This is a genomic window from Salinigranum marinum, assembly GCF_024228675.1.
In the GTDB taxonomy this organism is placed as follows: Archaea; Halobacteriota; Halobacteria; order Halobacteriales; family Haloferacaceae; genus Salinigranum; species Salinigranum marinum.
Genome location: NZ_CP100461.1, coordinates 154,146 through 172,221, shown reverse-complemented (window position 1 = coordinate 172,221; position 18,076 = coordinate 154,146). Strand labels below are relative to the sequence as shown.

The 18,076-nt window shown below is 64.0% G+C and carries 14 protein-coding genes; 6 read left to right on the top strand and 8 right to left on the bottom strand.

Annotated features, from left to right (window positions below; translation table 11 throughout):
• Window positions 1-14 precede the first annotated feature (14 nt).
• The 4 genes from hutH to hutU are packed head-to-tail and all read right to left on the bottom strand — an operon-like array spanning window position 15 to window position 4,781.
• A complete protein-coding gene (hutH, locus tag NKJ07_RS00740) occupies window positions 15-1,664 on the bottom strand; it encodes a histidine ammonia-lyase (RefSeq protein ID WP_318568704.1) in 1,650 nt (549 codons plus the stop codon).
• The gene (gene hutI / locus NKJ07_RS00735; protein WP_318568703.1) at window positions 1,661-2,893 is read right to left on the bottom strand and encodes an imidazolonepropionase; all 1,233 of its coding nucleotides are present in this window, start codon (window positions 2,891-2,893) and stop codon (window positions 1,661-1,663) included. The genes hutH and hutI overlap by 4 nt, the downstream gene beginning before the upstream one ends.
• On the bottom strand, window positions 2,890-3,042 hold the full coding sequence (locus NKJ07_RS00730) for a hypothetical protein (protein WP_318568702.1): 153 nt from the start codon (window positions 3,040-3,042) through the stop codon (window positions 2,890-2,892). Before NKJ07_RS00730 ends, hutI begins: the two co-directional genes overlap by 4 nt.
• Window positions 3,039-4,781 (bottom strand): urocanate hydratase, encoded by a 1,743-nt coding sequence (gene hutU, locus NKJ07_RS00725; RefSeq protein ID WP_318568701.1) that lies wholly within the window; start codon window positions 4,779-4,781, stop codon window positions 3,039-3,041. The genes NKJ07_RS00730 and hutU overlap by 4 nt, the downstream gene beginning before the upstream one ends.
• A gap of 86 nt (window positions 4,782-4,867) precedes the next feature.
• On the opposite strand from hutU, the gene NKJ07_RS00720 reads away from it, so the two are divergent.
• The gene (locus NKJ07_RS00720) at window positions 4,868-5,512 is read left to right on the top strand and encodes a helix-turn-helix domain-containing protein (protein ID WP_318568700.1); all 645 of its coding nucleotides are present in this window, start codon (window positions 4,868-4,870) and stop codon (window positions 5,510-5,512) included.
• 1,056 nt (window positions 5,513-6,568) lie between these two features.
• Here the strand turns inward: NKJ07_RS00720 and NKJ07_RS00715 are convergent.
• On the bottom strand, window positions 6,569-7,339 hold the full coding sequence (locus NKJ07_RS00715) for an IclR family transcriptional regulator (protein WP_318568699.1): 771 nt from the start codon (window positions 7,337-7,339) through the stop codon (window positions 6,569-6,571).
• A 517-nt stretch (window positions 7,340-7,856) separates the two neighbouring features.
• Between NKJ07_RS00715 and NKJ07_RS00710 the strand changes: the two genes are divergently transcribed.
• Window positions 7,857-8,195, top strand: a complete 339-nt coding sequence (locus tag NKJ07_RS00710) for a RidA family protein (protein ID WP_318568698.1) — start codon at window positions 7,857-7,859, stop codon at window positions 8,193-8,195.
• 224 nt (window positions 8,196-8,419) lie between these two features.
• The gene (locus NKJ07_RS00705; RefSeq protein WP_318568697.1) at window positions 8,420-8,845 is read left to right on the top strand and encodes a cupin domain-containing protein; all 426 of its coding nucleotides are present in this window, start codon (window positions 8,420-8,422) and stop codon (window positions 8,843-8,845) included.
• Between the two features lie 308 nt (window positions 8,846-9,153).
• Here the strand turns inward: NKJ07_RS00705 and NKJ07_RS00700 are convergent, their stop codons facing one another.
• Entirely contained in the window at window positions 9,154-9,645 is a 492-nt protein-coding gene (locus NKJ07_RS00700) for a Rid family hydrolase (RefSeq protein WP_318568696.1), read from the bottom strand.
• A 241-nt stretch (window positions 9,646-9,886) separates the two neighbouring features.
• Here NKJ07_RS00700 and NKJ07_RS00695 point away from each other — a divergent pair, with 241 nt between their 5' ends.
• The 3 genes from NKJ07_RS00695 (at window position 9,887) to NKJ07_RS00685 (ending at window position 15,848) form a co-directional block, all read left to right on the top strand.
• The gene (locus NKJ07_RS00695; protein ID WP_318568695.1) at window positions 9,887-11,698 is read left to right on the top strand and encodes a hydantoinase B/oxoprolinase family protein; all 1,812 of its coding nucleotides are present in this window, start codon (window positions 9,887-9,889) and stop codon (window positions 11,696-11,698) included.
• Window positions 11,698-13,758, top strand: a complete 2,061-nt coding sequence (locus NKJ07_RS00690) for a hydantoinase/oxoprolinase family protein (protein ID WP_318568694.1) — start codon at window positions 11,698-11,700, stop codon at window positions 13,756-13,758. Before NKJ07_RS00695 ends, NKJ07_RS00690 begins: the two co-directional genes overlap by 1 nt.
• A gap of 326 nt (window positions 13,759-14,084) precedes the next feature.
• Complete coding sequence (locus NKJ07_RS00685) at window positions 14,085-15,848, top strand: TCP-1/cpn60 chaperonin family protein (protein ID WP_318568693.1); 1,764 nt, start codon at window positions 14,085-14,087, stop codon at window positions 15,846-15,848.
• Between the two features lie 24 nt (window positions 15,849-15,872).
• Here the strand turns inward: NKJ07_RS00685 and NKJ07_RS00680 are convergent, their stop codons facing one another.
• The gene (locus NKJ07_RS00680; RefSeq protein WP_318568692.1) at window positions 15,873-16,979 is read right to left on the bottom strand and encodes a phosphotriesterase family protein; all 1,107 of its coding nucleotides are present in this window, start codon (window positions 16,977-16,979) and stop codon (window positions 15,873-15,875) included.
• 112 nt (window positions 16,980-17,091) lie between these two features.
• On the bottom strand, window positions 17,092-18,051 hold the full coding sequence (locus NKJ07_RS00675; protein ID WP_318568691.1) for an asparaginase: 960 nt from the start codon (window positions 18,049-18,051) through the stop codon (window positions 17,092-17,094).
• Window positions 18,052-18,076: the final 25 nt, after the last annotated feature.

The following is an 18,076-nucleotide window of genomic DNA, read 5'->3' as shown; positions in this document are numbered from 1 at the left end:
AACTCGTTCCCGACTCAGACACCGATGAGTTCGTCGACCGCCGCGGCCCGTCGGTCCCGCCACGCCTCGCCGAGCGCCGTGACGAGTGCGTCGTCGAGGACACCCTCCGCGACGACGCGTTCGACCGCCCGGATGTCCGGGGCTGGCGGTCGGTCCTCGTCGAGCGGGGGCACGACCGCGCGGACGGCGTCGTACACCGCACCGGTGCCCGCCCCGTGTGCGAGCGCGTCGTCAACGAACTCCGCGGCCTGTGCGGCACAGAGCAGTTCGATGGCCGTGACGCGTCGGGCGTGACCGAGCGTCCGGCGGGCGGCGAGTGCCGACGTGGCCGAGAGGCTGACGTGATCCTCCTGGTTGCCCGAGACGACCGCGTTGTCGGTCGCGGGTGTCCCCACGCTGCGACACTCGGCGACGAGCGACGCGGCGGTATACCCCGCGATCATGTAGCCCGAGCGGACGCCGCTCTCGGGGGTGAGAAACGGCGGGAGGTGTGGCTCTTGTACGTTGGGGTTGAGCATCCGGTCGATACGCCGCTCCGCGATCGACGCGAGTTCGGCGAGCGCGCTCGTGACGTAATCGAGCCGGAGCGCCAGCGGTTCGCCGTGGAAGTTCCCCCCGGAGACCACGTCGGCGTGCGCCGTCCCCGAACTCCGCGGACCGACCTCGCCCGCCGGGAAGACGAGCGGGTTGTCGGTCGCGCTGTTGAGTTCGACGGTGACCGCGTCGCGGAGGTGGTCGACCGCGTCGCGGACCGCGCCGTGGACCTGCGGGAGACACCGCACCGAGTAGGCGTCCTGCACGCGGTCGCAGTTGCGGTGTGACTCGACGATCTCCGACCCCGCACAGAGTCGCTTGAGTGTCCACGCACTGGCGGCCTGGCCGGCGTGCGGCCGGACGCGCTGGATGGCCGGGTCCGAGGCGACGGTCGATCCCATCGTCACCTCGGTCGTGAGCGCGCCGGCCGCGTCGGCCGCGCGGAGCAACTGCTCGGCGTCGTGGACGAGGAGCGCCGCGAGTCCGACGGTGAGCTGTGTCCCGTTGATGAGCGCGAGCCCCTCCTTCGCACGGAGTCTGATCGGTTCGCAGTCGGCGACGGCCAGCGCCTCCTCGCCGGGGAGTCGCTCGATCGTCCCCGAGCGCTCGACGTCCGCGCGACCCTCGCCGAGCAGGACGAGCATCGCGTGGGACAGCGGCGCGAGATCGCCGCTCGCGCCGAGGCTTCCCCGCGAGGGGACGACAGGGGTGACGCCCGCGTTCACCAGCGCGACGAGGTGATCGACGACCTCCTCGCGGACGCCCGAGTAGCCCTTCACGAGCGCGTTGATCCGGGTGCAGAGGAGCGTGCGGACCTCGTCGCGGTCGAGTTCGCGACCGGTGCCGGCGGCGTGGCTCCGGACGAGGTTCGTCTGGAGGTCGTCCACGCGGTCGTCGTCGATGCGTGTGTCGACGAGCTCGCCGAAGCCGGTGTTCAACCCGTAGACGGCCTCGCCGGTCTCGACGACTTCCTCGACGCGGGTGCGGGACTCCCGGACCGCCGCGCGTGCGTCCTCGCTCACCGCGATGGTCGCGTCCTCGCGGGCGACCTGGGCCACCTCCGCGGGCGTGAGCGACGCGCCGTCGAGGACGACTGCCGCGTCGTCGGGGGCGGGACGAAAGGCGGTCATCGGGGCTCTCCCGAGGCGAGCCCGTCCGCATCGTGAACGACGACGCCGTCTTTCACCACCGTCGCGACCCGATTGACACCGAACGAGTAGGGGACGTGGACGTGAGACGGTGCGTCGAGGACGACGAGATCACCGGGGGCACCCTCGGCGAGCGTCCCGGTCCCGTCGTCGCGACCGAGCGCGAGCGCGCCACCGCGCGTCACCGCGTCGAGCGCGTCCCGGGGAGCCATCCCCATCCCGACGCAGGCGAGTGCGAACGCCATCCCCATCGACGGCGAGTGACAGTTCGGGTTGAAGTCCGAGGCGACCGCGACTGTCGCGCCGGCGTCGGTGAACCGCTCGGGCGCGGCGTAGTCCGCGCCGAGCGAGAACGCCGTCCCCGGGAGGAGGACGGGCGTGACGTCGGCGGCGGCGAGCCTCGCCGCGTCCTCGTCGGTCGCGTGGAGGAGGTGGTCGGCGCTCGCTGCGCCCACCTCGGCTCCCAACTCGGCCCCGCCGAGATGCGTGAGTTCTTCGGCGTGGATCTTCGGCGTCAGGCCGTGGGCGATGCCCGCTTCGAGGATGCGTCTGGACTGCTCGACGGAGAAGACGCCCTCCTCACAGAAGACGTCACAAAAGGCCGCGATGCCCTGCTTTTCGACCGCCGGGAGCTGCTCGTCGACGACCGCGGCCGTGTACTCGTCGGCGTCTCGATCCTCGGGGATCGCGTGCGCGCCCATGAACGTCGGGACCACGTCGACGGGGTGGCGCGCGTCCGCGGCGTCGATGAGTTCGAGCATCCGGAGTTCGGTCGCGGTGTCGAGGCCGTACCCCGACTTCACCTCGACCGTCGTCGTCCCGTGTGCGAGCATCGTGTCGAGGTGGCCGAGCAGGTTCCCGAGCAGACGCGCGTCCGTCGCCGAGCGGACCGCCCGGACGGTTCGGAGGATCCCGCCCCCCTCGGCGAGGAGTTCCTGGTAGGTCTTCCCACGGAGCTTCGCCGCGAACTCGTCCGAGCGGTCACCGGCGAAGAGCCCGTGGGTGTGGGCGTCGACGAACCCCGGGAGCACGGCACGCCCGTCCGCGTCGACGTGCTGGACGGCGTTTTCGGGTGGGTACTCCCGCGTGATCTCCGCGGTGGGACCGACCGCGACCACGCGGCCGTCCTGGACGACGACCGCGCCGTCGGCGTACGACTCCTCGGGGCCGACGACGAGTTCGCTGGCCCCGTAGACGACGGTGTCGATCACCAGACGCCTCCCGAACGGTGGACGTTCAGCGCCTGGGGGGTCACCCGAGCCACGACGGGCTGCCCGCCGCCGGGCACCCGGCACGCGTCCGTGTCGCGGGCCGTGGCGGGGCTGATCCATCCGAACCGGGCGCGAGTGGTCCCGGTCATCGTTCCTCGCGGTCGCGCATGGGGATGGCGACGCTCGACCGGTCGGCCGCGTCGAGAGCCGTCTCGTAGCCGGCGTCGGCGTGGCGGATGACGCCCATCCCGGGATCGGTCGTGAACACGCGGCGTGCCTTCTCGGCCGCGAGGTCCGTCCCGTCGAGCACGACGTGGTTGTTGGTGTGGAGCGCGTTGCCGATGCCGACGCCGCCCCCGTCGTGGACGCTGACGATGTCGGCCCCGGCCGCGCAGTTGAGCAACGCGTTGAGGATGGGCCAGTCGGCGACCGCGTCCGAACCGTCCCGCATCGCTTCCGTCTCGCGGTGCGGCGAGGCGACGGAGCCGGCGTCGAGGTGGTCGCGCGTCACGACGATGGGTGCGGAGATCTCGCCCTCACGGACGAGCTCGTTGATACGGAGCGCGAACCGCGCCCGCTCGGTGAGGCCGTCCTCGTCGGCGGTCTCGTACCCCAGCCAGCAGACCCGCGAGGGGAGCCCCTGGAACTGCACCCGCTCTTGGGCGAGGTCGATCCAGCGGTGGAGCGACTCCTTCTCGGGGAACAGCTCCACGATCGCTTGGTCCGTGCGGTAGATGTCTTCCGGGTCGCCCGAGAGCGCCGCCCACCGGAACGGGCCCTTCCCCTCGCAGAACAGCGGGCGGATGTACGCGGGGACGAACCCCGGGAAGTCGAACGCGTTCTCGACGTCTCTGTGGTCGCGGACCTGTCCGCGGATGTTGTTCCCGTACTCGAAGGCGACCGCGCCCTCCGCTTGGAGCGCGAGGATGGCCTCGACGTGGCGGGCCATCGTGTCGAGGCTCGCCTCGACGTACGCGTCGGGGTCGTCGTCGCGCAGGCGGTCGGCTTCCGCGACCGTGTAGCCCGACGGGTAGTACCCTTCGAGTTCGTCGTGCGCGCTCGTCTGGTCGGTGACGATGTCCGGAACGAACCCCCGTTCGAGCATCCCTTCGAGCATGTCGGCGGCGTTCGTGTGGACCGCGACGGAGTACGCCTCGCCCGCGGCGGCGGCGGCTTCGGCCCGCTCGATGGCCACGTCGAGGTCGTCGGTCTTCGCCTGACAGTAGCCCGTCTCGATGCGGCGGTCGATCCGGTGTTCGTTCACCTCGGCCGCGATGCACACGCCGCCGTTCATCGTCACGGCGAGCGGCTGGGCACCGCCCATCCCGCCGAGCCCGCCCGTGACCGTGATCGTTCCCGTCAAGTCGCCGCCGAACTGCTGTCGGCCGGCCTCCGCGAGCGTCTCGTACGTCCCCTGGATGATCCCTTGGGTCCCGATGTACGCCCACGACCCGGCGGTCATCTGGCCGTACATGATGAGCCCCTCGGCTTCGAGTTCGTGGAAGTGGTCCCAGTTGTCCCACTTCCCGACGAGGTTCGAGTTCGCGATGAGCACGCGCGGTGCCCGTTCGTGAGTCTCGAACCGTCCCACGGGCTTGCCCGACTGGACGAGCAGCGTCTCCGTCTCGCCCAGTTCGCGGAGTTCGTCCACGATCGCGTCGTACGCGTCCCACGAGCGCGCGGCCCGACCCGTCCCCCCGTAGACGACGAGGTTCTCTGGATCCTCTGCCACGTCGGGATCGAGGTTGTTGTTCAGCATCCGGAGGGCGGCCTCCTGCCGCCAGCCCTCGCACTCGATATCGGTGCCGGTCGGCGCGCCCTGGTACTCGCGCCACTGCGGCGACGGGTCGCCGATGCGGTCTTCGGTTCTCGGTGGCTGTTGGCTCATGTCTACGCAGTAGTTAGGTCGCCCTCGTGGAGAGCATGAACTCTCCGTGCGGCTAGTATTTTATATACAGGTGTTCAACGGCCCGTATGTACGAAGCCGTGTTCCACGTCCGCGGCGAGGGGCCGTACGAACGGGCGACGGCCGAGAGCACGACGCGGATCGATCTCTGGTGTAACGACCACTGCGACCTGCTCTCGATCGTCGGCGACGGAGAGGAACTCGTGCTGGACCGGATCCGCGAGGCCGTCGGCGTCAGCCAGCGGCTCGGCGACGGCGACGACCGACTCATCGTCACGAGCGCCTGCCTGAAACAGCACGCCGAGGGTTACGTCGAGCAGTACCTCGCGGCTCACGACTGTCTCACCCTCCCCCCCTTGCGGTACGAGAACGGCGCGAAGGTCGTCCGGGTGCTCGCGCTCGACGCCGCGAACCTCACCGCCTTCTACCGCGACGTGGCGAGCGACTACGCCGTCACCGTGGAGTCGAAGCGGGAACTCCCCACGCCGAGCGTCGACGCACCGCTGTTGTCCCCCGACGCCCTCCTGCCGGCGCTGTCCCCGCGCCAGCGAGAGGTGTATCGAACGGCCCACGAGCAGGGGTACTTCGAGCTCCCCCGTGAGACGACGACCGCCGAGATCGCCGCGACGGTCGGTATCGAGCGGCGTACGGCCGAACACCACCTGCGACGCGCGGAGAAGAAACTCGCCGACGCGCTCGTCGACGCGCTCTGAACGTCGGGTTCCGGCGATCGGGGTGCACCGAACGAAAGATACGATCGTTCGCCGCCGAGAGGAGGGAGAACCGCATTCGTTTCTCGAAGAAAGCGGCCGGCCGGGTCGGATCGGGTAACCGGGGACGCGGTGTCCCGAAGTTATGTCAGAGTTGAATGTAAGACAGAAAGCTGGTAGTAATTCGGGCTCGAACGGTGACCCACGACGGGCACCGAAGGCAGAGCAGCAGTGTGAACACGATCTCACGTCGGGTCGGATCGCCACGAGCAGACCGGAGTTCGCGTCGACCGGTGACGGTCGCTGTCCATACTACGCAGCTATTTTAGATAGATAGAGCCAAAATATAAACTCTCTTAGACGCTAAAAAAGCTGATTGTCATATCTACCGCGGGAACGGCACGAAGGGAGCAGACTGTTCGCTGTGTGTCTCGCTTCAGCTCTGGTCGACGCTCCGCGAGCGTGTTCAATCACCGCGGATCCCGAGTCGGGGGGAGTCGCTGGGGACTCTGGCGGGAGAGAAAATATATTAGTATCTCGATGTATAATTGTAACTGACGAACTCTTGTTGTATATTCGACCGTGTCACGTCGGACTGCTACAGGGCAGTTCGGATTTGCAGCGTCCGACGAAAGTGATAGCACGCTTGATAGTATCTGCCCCGATCAGAGAAGGTATTACACCTGTACACCTGTAATACACGTTCGCTGTCAATTAGACGGGAGACAGGCAACAAAAAATCACGACGGAGGTCCGCGTTCTCCAAGTCGCCGAGGGCCGTCGTCCGACGGAGGACGGGAGCGTCGACGCCTCGGGTCTCGGTTGGACCCCGAGGCGTCGAACAGAGGTGAACGCGACGTCCGTTCTCCCGGGGATCGTTGAATCGCCTCGAGACCCGTGTTCCCGATCGGTGTCCCCGGGTCTCGACGGTCGGAGAAGAACGCCGACGTGGAACTCCCAGATCACCCCCAGCGCCTCTGCAGTGGGTTCGAGCGACCGCGTCGTGGAACACCGAGCGCAGCGGGGGCGTGCGGACGAAACCCCGATGAGGAGGGTGTCTCAGCTGGGTCGTCGTACGCGATTCGCTAACGACTGCTCGAGGGTTTCTGCCGCCGGTCTGATTCGATCCGCGACCTCCGCCGGCTCGGAGATCCGATACGCCGGCCCGATGATACAGAGCGCGCCGAACACGGGTCCGTCCGGATCGTGTACAGACATGGCTACTGCCTGGAGTCCCCCCTTCTCCTCTTCGCGGTTGATCGCGTACCCCCGTTCACGTATCTGTCCGAGTTCGACGAGGAGTTCGTCGATATCCGTGATCGTCGACTCGGTCAACTTCGGGAGTCCGTACTCGTCGGCGATCTCGTGTACCCGCTCTTCGGGATACTCCGCAAGCATAGCCTTCCCGCTCGCAGAACTGTGCATGTGGAAGTACTGTCCCACTTGTGATCCGTCCTCGTGCGAGCGGTTCGCTTTGTTGAACAACGCGATCGAGCGGCCGTACTCTTCGACACAGAACGTAACCTCCTCGGCGACCCTCTCGGAGAGGTCAGAGACGGTCTGTCTCGCCAGTTCGTACCGCTTGTCTCGGACCCGAGCCCGTTCCCCGAGATAGAAAATCTTCATACCCAAGTGGTACTCACCATCGATCTTCGCGACGTGCTCGGTCTTGATGAGCGTCTGCAGATGGGTGTGCAGGGTGCTCGTCGCCATCCCAGTGAACTCGGCCAGTTCTGAGAGGGTCCCGCCACCGAGATCGTCGATCGCATCGAGGACGTAGAGGGACGTCTCAGTGGTTTTTCGGGTCCCGTTTTCTCGATCCTGAGTCATGACACACTAGAGTGTGACCTGCGGAATAAAGTTGCTGGAAGTTGTACCATTCTACGGTATCCGACCAGTAGTTCCCCAAAGTGGGGACGCTGTATTTTTCGACCGTCTAATAATATCCAATTCTTTTGAGCGGAAGAAAGTTCTAACCGCATCCGAGAGATGCCAAACGCGAAAAATAAATCATATCGCTGAACAGTTTACAGCGCCCGGGCCGAGGCTTCCGAACAGTTCCCGATATTGGGGAAAGTACCGGCGGTGAAAGTGTGTTAACTTTTCCCGTGGCCCGCTCACGTTCCTAATGCCGAGACCCGTTCGGATCTCAGTCGCCTCCCCGAGACGGGAGAGAATATCCAGGAATCTAACCGAACGGCAGGAAAATAAAATCTATTACAGAGAATGATGGACAGAGTATGCTGTAACAAAGAAAGAGGAAAGCATTAGTACGCGACCACCAGTAGTCGGAACTGTGAGTCGAGAAATACTCAGTCCCGACGAACTCGCAGATGCACCGGAGTTCATGTACACGCAGGCGATCGTGGAAGCGGGGACGCTGTACATGTCAGGACAGGTCGGCTGGGACGACGAGTTCGAGGTCGTCGGATCCGACATCGTGTCGCAGGCCCAGAAAGCGTTCGAGAACATCGAAGTCGTTCTCGAGGCTGTCGACAAGGACTTTTCTGACGTGAACAAGGTAACGAGCTACGTCGTTGACTTGGCTGAGAACACCGAGGGGTTCCGTGACGTGTGGGGTCAGGTTTTCGACGCACCCTATCCAGCTCACACGTTGCTAGGCGTCGAACAGTTGGCCGGCGAGGAGTTGTTGGTCGAAATCGAGGTCGAGGTTCCGCTCGAGTAACCAGGTCGGTCAGACGACCGACAGAGACCACGCCAGTGGGTATCGACCGGGCGTGAGACGCCCGTGAGTGTCGGCTGCGGTCCGAGGTGGGGGAGAACTGCCTCACCGTGTCCGAATTGTCCGCTTGACCCGCGCCTGAAGACGCGGGTATGCGCTCGCACTATGTATCACGGATGCGGGCAGTACGCAGCAATGGTTATGTGGTCTGACCGTCACCTGCTGCTGTGTCAAACAAAGAGCCGATCGTGACAACGCTCGCGGCTGCGGAGTCGTTCAGTCCCCCCCATCACGAGGGGACGACGTCAGTCGAACTCGCGAACCCACAGTTGGGTTCGGAGCGTGCGGTGTTCCGCGTGAGCACGATGGAACCGGGAGCGAGAGACGAGTGGCATGCGCATGCTGAATCCGATCAGCTCATGTTCGTTCGTCGAGGAACTGCCGTCTTGCGATTGGACGAGAAGGGAACCGAAAACGAGGAGGAGGCGACGCGATACCGCCTGAGCCCCGACTCTTTCGCGTACGTTCCACGGAACACCCACCATCGGGTCACCGTGACGGGTAGCGAGTCGTACGAAGTCATCCTCGTGTGGGTTCCGCCGTACCAGTCGATGGACGAGTGGAGCCGAGACAGTGCGACGACGAGCGAGTAACTACCGACTCTCGGTGAAAAGGCCGCTTCACCCTGCCAGCTCACGTCCCGTGTGAACAGTGAGGTCGGCTTTGTCAGAGAGCGCTCTTTCACCCGTCGGGGCAGTTCCACCGGAGCGGAGACGGCAGCGTTCACGCACGAATCACCTCCGTCGACGGAAGCTAGAAGCCATAGCTGGCCTTGCTACTGTGCCAGGCCGTGTGCGGACCGCGTGAGCCGGCGAGTTATCGAAGACCCCACGGTCGAGTGGTGAGCGCGCCTCTTCGAGGACCGTACCGGTGAAACGAGGCTCCGGTGATCATCAACGTCTCACTCCTCTTCGGGCACGGTCGCCCACATCATTACTTCGATCAGCATGTCCGGATGATCCAGTCCCTTGACGATCTTCAACGCGTTCGGCCGTGGCCGGTCGAAGAACTCCTCGTAGCCGTTCTCCTCCATCCACGTCTTCATGGTCCGCAGTGCTCTCGGCCAATTGTACCGCTCGGTGATCGTGTAGTCCACGAAGAAGACGTTCTCGAAGGAGGTCCCCGCCTCCTGTAACGTTCGTTCCGTCTTTTCGAGGATGAGGAGGGTCTGCTCTTCGACGTTGTGGGGTGCGACCTCCAGGGAAGCCTGGTCGATACTCTCGAAGGTCTCGTCCTCTACCATCTGGGGGTACTCTTGATCCCGATCCGGTGACCGTCCGGTCAAGCCGGCAGTGATCAAGAACTTGTTCCCCTCGATCATCACCGCACCCCACGGCATCGACTGCCCGTTCAGCACTTCCGGTGGTGACAACCACTCTGATATTTCAGACACATCAGCTCTCTCTGATCGGGCGTGTATAAACGTACCTATATAACGATCGATAAAGATAGTTGTCCAGGCGGCGGTGCCATGCCCATTCGATCCGTCGGCTCGGGTGGCTCGTCGCTGTGGAAGGGTTCCGGCCGGCCACACACAGAGACAGCCACCTGATCGTGGGGCGATGACCTCGGGCATCAGCAGGGCGACACCACAGAGCAGAAAAATATTATAGAGGGTGTACCGAATTGGAAGCGTGAGCAATTCATTCCCGGAAACTGACGAGGGGTTCGGTATTGACCCATACAAAATGAACATCTTATCGAAGAAATTCGATATAGTCACACGGGAGATGACGCAGTCGCTGCTCCGCTCTGCGCGCTCGAAGGTGATCAGTGCGGCAAAGGATTTCTCGAACGCCATCACCCTTGGAGACGGTCGCCAGTTCATGTTCACGGAGGGTATTCCGGTGCACGTGGGCAACGTCAATTACATCCCCGAATACACCCTCGAACACTACGACGACATCTCGCCGGGAGACTGTTTCTTGACGAACTCTCCGTACGCCGGGAACACCCACGCTGGAGACTACACGTACCACGCTCCCGTCTTCTACGACGACGAACTGCTGTTCTGGGCTGTCAACAGGGGTCATCAACCGGACGTAGGTCATCCCGAATCCGGCTACATGGCCGGTGCCGAGGACGTGTTCCAAGAGGGCCCACACCTTCCGTCGGTTCGGATCAGGGAGAACTACGAGGAACGGGAGGACATCGTCCGATTCCTGAAACAGAACGTTCGCAACGGGGAACAGGTGTGGTATAGCGACTATCTGGCACAGCTCGCGTCGGTCCGAGCCGCGGAGAACGAACTGAAAGAGATCTGTGACGAGTACGGCGTCGAGACGGTGAAGCAGTTCACCGAAGCCTGGTTGGAGTACGGCGAACGGATGATGCGCCAGGAAATAAAGAGCCTGCCAGAAAAGCGAATCGAGCACACGTGCTGGCACGACCCGATACCGCTCAACGACGCCGCCCCGGACGGCGTGCCGATCAACGTCAAGATCGACATCGATCACGACGAGGAGAAGATCGTCGTCGACATACGCGACAACCCCAAGCAACTCACCTGTGGACTCAACGCGACCAAAGCGACGACGACGTCGTCAGTGATCGGAGGCGTCCTTTCGGTAGTCGACGAGATGGTCCCCCCCAACCACGGTGCACTGAGCCGGATCGAAATAAAACGAGAGAAGGGACGGGTCGTGGGCGAGCCCGAGTTTCCGGCGCCGACTGCGTCGGCGACGATCAACATTGCGGCTCTCCTCCACGGAACCGTGCAGACCGCCTTTGCGAAACTCGGAGAGCCGTTCGGGTTTGCAGAGGGGAATACGGGTGGACAGTCGCTCCCGTGGACAGTCATTCGAGGAACAGACTTCCGGACCGACGAGGAGTTCGTCGATCAGATATTCCTGACCGGCGGCGGCGGGCCTGGGCACCACGGCCACGACGGGTGGATGACCTACGGGACGCCTGGAGTCGGTGGTGTGATGTTCCGGAGCAGTGTGGAGATCGAAGAACAGGAGTTCCCGATACTGGTCGAGCGGAGCGAACTGCTCACCGACACCGCCGGCCCTGGGAAGTGGCGCGGTGCCCCGGCCAGCATAACGGAGATCACGCCGCGAGGACGGAGCTTGATCTTCGGTCACTACTGCCAGGGGATCGAATACCCGCCACAGGGGGTTCTCGGCGGAAAAGCGGGCGCAGCACAGGTGATGTACAAAGTGACCGCGGACGGAGAACGAGTCGAGGTGCCCGGTATCAGCGACAGTACAGCCATCACGCCGGAGGAGACGATCGTCGGGACGCACGCCGGTGGTGGCGGGTACGGTGATCCGCTCTCCCGAGACGCCGAGATGGTGTTGAAGGACGTCAGAGAACAGTACGTGAGCGTCGAGGCAGCGCTGGAGGCGTACGGCGTCGTGATCGAGGAGATCGATGGCGAGTTGCGTGTCGACGAAGCCGGAACGAAAGAGCTTCGTGCCGCTCGCAGGGAGGATGGTCAGTAATGCGCTTTCAGATCTGTATCGACATCGGCGGGACGTTCACCGACCTGTACCTCTGGGACGAGGAGGAACGCGAATCGGACTCGATCAAAGTCGCGACGACTCCCGACGACCTCACGGCCGGGTTCATGAACGCGATCGCGGAGGCTGGCGCGCGGTGCGGCCTTTCCGCACGGGAACTCCTCGCAAACACGACGCGACTGATACACGGCACGACCATCTCGACGAACGCGATGCTGGAGGGAGAGGTCGATCGCACGGGGTTGATCACGACCGAAGGGTTCCGCGACACACTGGTACTCCGAGAGGGTGGGAAGTACAACCCGTACGACTGGGATATGGACTACCCGGACCCGTACGTCCCTCGAGAACTCACCGTTGGGGTCGACGAACGGATAACCGCAGAGGGTGACGTCGAAGAGCCGATCGACCGCGACGACGTACGGAGCGCGGTCGAGTCTCTCAAGGCGAAGGACGTCGAGGCGATCGCGGTGTCGCTTCTGTGGAGCCACGTCAACCCCGCACACGAGGACACGATCGGAGACGTAATCGAAGAGGTGGCACCGGATCTCCACTACTCACTGAGTCACGAGGTCAATCCGATCATCCGCGAGTACCGCCGAACGGTTTCGACCTGCATCGACGCCTCCCTGTACGGTCTCATTCGGGATTATTTCAGCGATTTGAAAGAGACTCTGGTGCAGTACGGGTACGAGGACGAACCGCTGATCATCACCGCAAACGGGGGCATCATGACTGCTGAAGAGGTCTCTCGGAATCCGATCTGGACCGTGGATTCGGGTCCGACGATGTTCCCGGTCTCGTCGCGGGCGTACGTCCGGTCCGAGCTCAACAACGACAACGTGATCGCGCTCGATATGGGTGGAACGAGTTTCGACATGGCCGTCGTTCAGAACGGCACCATCCCACGTACGCGGGAGGCTACGGTCGGCGACGACCTCCTCGGGATCGAGAAGGTCGAAGTCGAGAGCATCGGGTCAGGCGGTGGCAGTATCGCGTGGATCGACAGAGGGGGACTGCTCCACGTCGGCCCGAAGAGTGCCGGCTCCCAGCCAGGACCGGTGTGTTACGGCCGCGGCGGTGAGGAGCCGACTGTCACTGACGCCGCGCTCGTGCTCGGTTATCTCAGCGAGGAGTACTTCCTGGGGGGGAAAATGACCCCTGATACGGAGGCAGCCGAACGAGCGATCGAGACGAAAATCGGAGACAGACTCGGCCTGAGTGTCGAGGAGGCCGCTCGGCTGATCTACGCGACCTCGGCGCAGGACCTGATCAACGGTATTCAGGAAGTGACGGTCGAACGTGGGATCGACCCGCGACAGTACGTCCTCTCAGGTGGTGGGGGTGCGTTGGGGATGTTTGCCGCACAGGTCGCCGGCGAGCTCCAGATCGAGGAACTGCTCCTCCCGCGTAAGGCGGGCGTGGTCAGTGCGACTGGTGGGCTCCTCTCGGACGTCCGTCGAGACTTCTCTGCGAGTCTGCATACGGTCAGCGACGGGTTCGACTTCGACGAAGTAAACGACACCCTGAGATCGCTTGAGGCCGACGCAGAGGCGTTCTTCGACCGTCTCGGCATCGACCAGGACCGCCGGAAGCTGAACTTCTACACCGAGGCGCGGTATCCACAGCAGATCTGGGAGCTACAGACGGACATCCCCTCGTCTCGGGTCGACGAGGACGACCTCGACCGACTGTCGGAGAACTTCCACCAGGTGCACGACAACACGTACGGGTTCAGTCAGGCCGACGAAGCAGTGGAGTTCCTCTACTGGCGGGTCGAGGCAGTCGGTCGAACGGAGGAACTCGGCCATCCGACGGTGGACGGAGCGGACAGCCCGGTCTCCAGCGCAGTTCACGACGAGCGTGAGGCGTTCTTCGATGGGGAGTACGTCGACGCGAAGGCGTACGACGACTCCGCGCTCGCTCCCGGTCACGAGATCGACGGGCCCGCGTTCATCGACGCCGATACCACGACGGTCGTGCTCCCGCCCGGAAGCCAGCTCAGCATCACCGAAGCGAACAACTACTACATCAACCCCTGAAGCTTCCGGACCCGCGTCTTCAGGGCGGTCCCGACGGGCGGAGCCGGTCGAACGGCGACCGTGGTCCGGTTGTCGGGCGGTCCTGCTCGCCGGTCGGCCGTCCCAGGTGATCCCCGTGACCCGCGGCGAAGACGGTGTGTGTAGTCACCCCTTTGCTACTCGTCCGCTTCGCGAAGGGAGACGTTTGGCACCCAACCGCGTGGCAGAGTCAAAAAAGCGAGCGCACGGCTCGGAAAGCCCACTGCCCGGCGCGGAGTCGTGCGTGGCGGAAACGACCGGATCGGTTCCCGTCAACTTTTTACCCGAAAGAGGAGTTCAGTTAGCCAATGCAACGGCCAGAAATCGATCAAACCGAACACGACGTGGAGCTGAAGTTCCCGAGAGCGAACATCATCGCGGTCGAGGCCATCTCACGTGTTCTCGCGTCGAGTCTGGGACCGGCCTCCCGGGACAAACTCGTGGTACGACAGCTGGAAACGAGGGAAGACTCGTCGGCGGCCCCCTCGTTCGACGATTACGTCGCGACGAGCGACGGGGCGACGATTCTCGACAAACTGCCTCTTGGACATCCGATCGGTCGGCTCGTCGGTGGCATCCTCGGGCCAGAACAGACCGACGAAGAGACCGTCGAAGGGGCGGAAATCCGTGACGGCGTCTCGACGACGGTGGTACTGCTCGCCGCCATGCTCAGTGAGGCAGAGTCACTCATCGAGCGGGGAGTCCATCCATACACGGTCTGTGCGGGCTACATGCGAGGGCTCGACGTGGCGCTCCGCACGATCGACGAGGAGACGCGAGAGCTGTCGCTCCCACCGAAAGCACACAGCGCCGAGTGGCACGTCGCTCGGACCGCGCTCACGGGAAACGACGTCGGTGGGTTCGCCGAACGGTGGGCCGAGGCCGCCGTTGAGGTCGTCGAAACGATCGGCATGCCGGACGAGGTCACGATGGCGGTCCGAGCCACGCGAACCGGGTCGATAGCCGACTCGCGGGTGATCCACGGGGCGGTCCTCGACAGGAACAAGCTCTGTCACTCCGAGATGCCAACCCGCGTCACCGACGCGAAGGTCCTCGTCCTCTCGGGGTACGATTCCGGGGGCGGATTACAGGATCCGGACACGAAGAAGATCAGAGTCGAAACGGACGATCCAGAGACGATCGCGGGGATCGACGAACCGCTCGTCGCCCGTCGCCGGGCGGTCGTCGAAACGCTGGTCGCGGCGGGAGTCGACGTCGTCGTCGCACGCCAGGGGATCATTCCGGCGTATCAGCAGCTGCTCGTCGACAACGGCATCGTGGGGATTCGAGGTGTGAACCGGATCGACCTCCAGCAGGTCGCACTGGCAACCGGTGCCGCACTGGTGCAGGACATCACCGACGTGTCCGAGGACGATCTCGGACGGGCCGGCGTCGTCGAGGAGGTCACAGGTGACTCGAGGCCGGGTAGTAAGCGGACTCGCCGGATGGTGGTGTTCGACGGCTGCTCCGACCCGAACTCCGTCTGCATCCAGTTACACGGCGTCAGTGGACAGCTCGCGGAACAGGCCACGACGATGCTCCGACAGGCCGCCGCTGCGGTCGCGACGGCGAAAGGCTACGGCGGAGCACAGCCAGGTATCGTCCCGGGTGGGGGAGCAGTCGACGTCCGGATCGCCCAGCGACTCCGACACGCGGCGAGGAGCGAGGGTTCGCGGGTCGGGCTGGCGATGGAAGCGTTCGCGGACGCAGCCGAAGAGGTACCGGCGACCCTCGCGAGAAACGCCGGGCTCGACGCGCTCACGACGGTGGCGAACGCGAAGACGAAGCAGGACAGCGAGGGTTCGACCGCTGGCTTGATACTCCCGCAAGGAACCATCGGTGACGTCTTGGATGCGGGCGTCGTCGACCCGACTGCGAACCGAAAACAGATCTACGTGACCGCGACCGAACTGGCCGTTCTCGTGTTGCGGGTCGACGACGCCATCGACGCCGAGTTTACCGAAACGGCTCCTGACCCCGACGACGCGATCTACGACGACGTCGCCGAACAGCAGCAAGACCACCTCAAGCGGAACCCGGACAGCCACCGGTTCGACGAGTTGTCGGACTGAGAACTCGTCGGCTGCATCCGGGTGTTACTCTTCGGGCGGGTCGAAGGTGAGCATGCGTTTCGGGTTGTCGATCAGGATCGTGTCGAGTTGGTCCTGAGAGAAGCCGTGTTCCCGCAGCATGGGGACGACGTTCCGCAGGAGGTGTGCGTACCCGAACCCACCGTACTTCCTCAGCTGGAGCTTCTGACAGATGTCCTGTGCAAAGAGCAGTTGAGACAGATAGCCCGCATCGACGAGTTCGCTGACGGCCTCGATACGCCATCTGTCCGACGGGAACCCGTCGTTGTACTCGTCCCGGTAGAACTCCGCCCCCCAGATGTCGTACTCGAGGTAGGGCCCCCGGGACGCGAGTTCCTTCTGGTAGTCGAGGTCCTCGTACAGCGACCTGTCCATGTGATCCATGACGACACGCCCCGGGTCGAGTCCCGTCTCCTCCACGATATCGAGGACCTCCAGCGCCCAGCGGGAGGTCGGGTAGGTCCGGTCTCGCTGTGCGGCTTCCGTCCATCCTGGGGGGTGAATCGTCAGTGGGGCGCCGGTTCGGACGGCCGCGCGGGCGGCTGCCCGGAGGACCTTCTCTTCTTGCGGATACATCTCCCCTTCGGAGTCGGTGCTCAGCCCGATCTCGCCGATGATGCCGGCCCGGACGTCGGTCCCGTCGATCCCCTCCCGAACGTCACTCACGAACTCCTCTTCGAGGTCCGCCGCGCTCGCCGCGGCAACTCTGTCGGGATGGCTGTTTCGCACGTAGTACGCCGTCCCGTGGACGAACTGGATCCCGGTCGCTCGGCTGATCTCGCGGACCCGTCGAGGATCCTGGCCGATCCCCTTCGGGGTCACATCCACGATGGTCTCGCCACCTGCGCGGTAGAACTCGGCCAGTTCGTCGATCGCCACGTCCGTCGAGCCGAGAAGGTAGTTGTCCCGGTTGTTGGTCGGGTTACGACGGAGATACCACAGGTTCTCGAGGGAAACTGGTTCTTCGGCGAGCCGCCGTTCCTCGGCCGTCTCGGGCATGAGGAACCAGTTCCGCATGTCGATGAACGTGTGCTCGTGGGCGGACGTCACACCCAACTGATCGGGATCTATCTGTCCGTTGACTCCGACGGCGGAGCCTGCATCATCACTCATGCTACTGTAGTTGGTCCAGCCACCACCGATATAAAGCTTAGTTCGGCCGGTGAACAGCCACGCCGCAACGAGGCCGATGGCGTCTCCCGCGAGGTCGTCTTCACGTCGCTCGTCACGAGAACGCGGTCTCGAAGCGGCCGGCCGCGAGTGCAACGATCGTCTTGATCCGAGTCTTCTGGAGGTTGCGGTCCGAAACGGGGATCGAGAGTTCGTCACGGATCGTCTGTTCGCTCCCAGGGAAGTCGTACGTGTGCCGGGCGACACGTCCTTCCGGACAGCGCGTGGTCGCGACGACGGGGACGCCGATCTCGGTCAGGTCACGCAGCGGATCGAGGAGCGTCTGGGGAACGTGGCCGACACCGAGCGCGGCAAAGCAGAGGCCATCCGCGTCGGCGGCCGCGTGGATTTGACCCGGCGGTGAGTCCGCCGTGATCGTGACCGCGTGGACGTCGTTCGTGAGCCGCTCCGGTGTCGGGTCGAACGTCTCGTCAGGCTCGACGTGTCCCCGTCGCCACACCACTCGGTCCTCTTCGACGAACCCGAGCGGGCCGAACTCGGGCGATCGGAACGTATCGACCGCCATCGAGTGTGTCTTTGTCACGCTTCTGGCAGGGTGGATCCGGTTGTTGAACACGACGAACACGTTCGCTGTCGTCTCCGCACAGTTCAGAGTCGTCCGTACGCTATCGAGGACGTTCACCGGTCCGTCTGGACTCGCGAGCGAAGGTCCGCGCATCGCCCCGGTGAAGGCAACGGGCGTCGAACCGTCGTAACACAGGCTGACGAAGTACGCGGACTCTTCGAGGATATCGGTCCCCTGCGTCACGACGATTCCCTCGACATCGCTGTTCCGATCGAGGTCTCGGATCTTCACCACGAGATCGTACATCTGTTCGATGGTGAAGTGAGGACTCGGTACCGTCGAGAAGTCGTCGGTCTCGATCTCGGTGAGGTTCTGCAACCCCGGAACGCTCTCTGCGATCTCTCCTCCGCTCAGGTCCGGGCTGGCATCCCCACCGTCGTCTTCTGTCGCCGCTATCGTACCGCCGGTCGAGATGATTACGACTGACATACGTCGTTTTTCGTATCCGAAACGG

Coding starts and splice junctions, on each gene's coding strand:
- hutH (WP_318568704.1), bottom strand. CDS start 1,664: ATGACCGCCTTTCGTCCCGCCCCCGACGACGCGGCAGTCGTCCTCGAC.
- NKJ07_RS00730 (WP_318568702.1), bottom strand. CDS start 3,042: ATGACCGGGACCACTCGCGCCCGGTTCGGATGGATCAGCCCCGCCACG.
- hutU (WP_318568701.1), bottom strand. CDS start 4,781: ATGAGCCAACAGCCACCGAGAACCGAAGACCGCATCGGCGACCCGTCG.
- NKJ07_RS00720 (WP_318568700.1), top strand. CDS start 4,868: ATGTACGAAGCCGTGTTCCACGTCCGCGGCGAGGGGCCGTACGAACGG.
- NKJ07_RS00715 (WP_318568699.1), bottom strand. CDS start 7,339: ATGACTCAGGATCGAGAAAACGGGACCCGAAAAACCACTGAGACGTCC.
- NKJ07_RS00710 (WP_318568698.1), top strand. CDS start 7,857: ATGTACACGCAGGCGATCGTGGAAGCGGGGACGCTGTACATGTCAGGA.
- NKJ07_RS00690 (WP_318568694.1), top strand. CDS start 11,698: ATGCGCTTTCAGATCTGTATCGACATCGGCGGGACGTTCACCGACCTG.
- NKJ07_RS00685 (WP_318568693.1), top strand. CDS start 14,085: ATGCAACGGCCAGAAATCGATCAAACCGAACACGACGTGGAGCTGAAG.
- NKJ07_RS00680 (WP_318568692.1), bottom strand. CDS start 16,979: ATGAGTGATGATGCAGGCTCCGCCGTCGGAGTCAACGGACAGATAGAT.
- NKJ07_RS00675 (WP_318568691.1), bottom strand. CDS start 18,051: ATGTCAGTCGTAATCATCTCGACCGGCGGTACGATAGCGGCGACAGAA.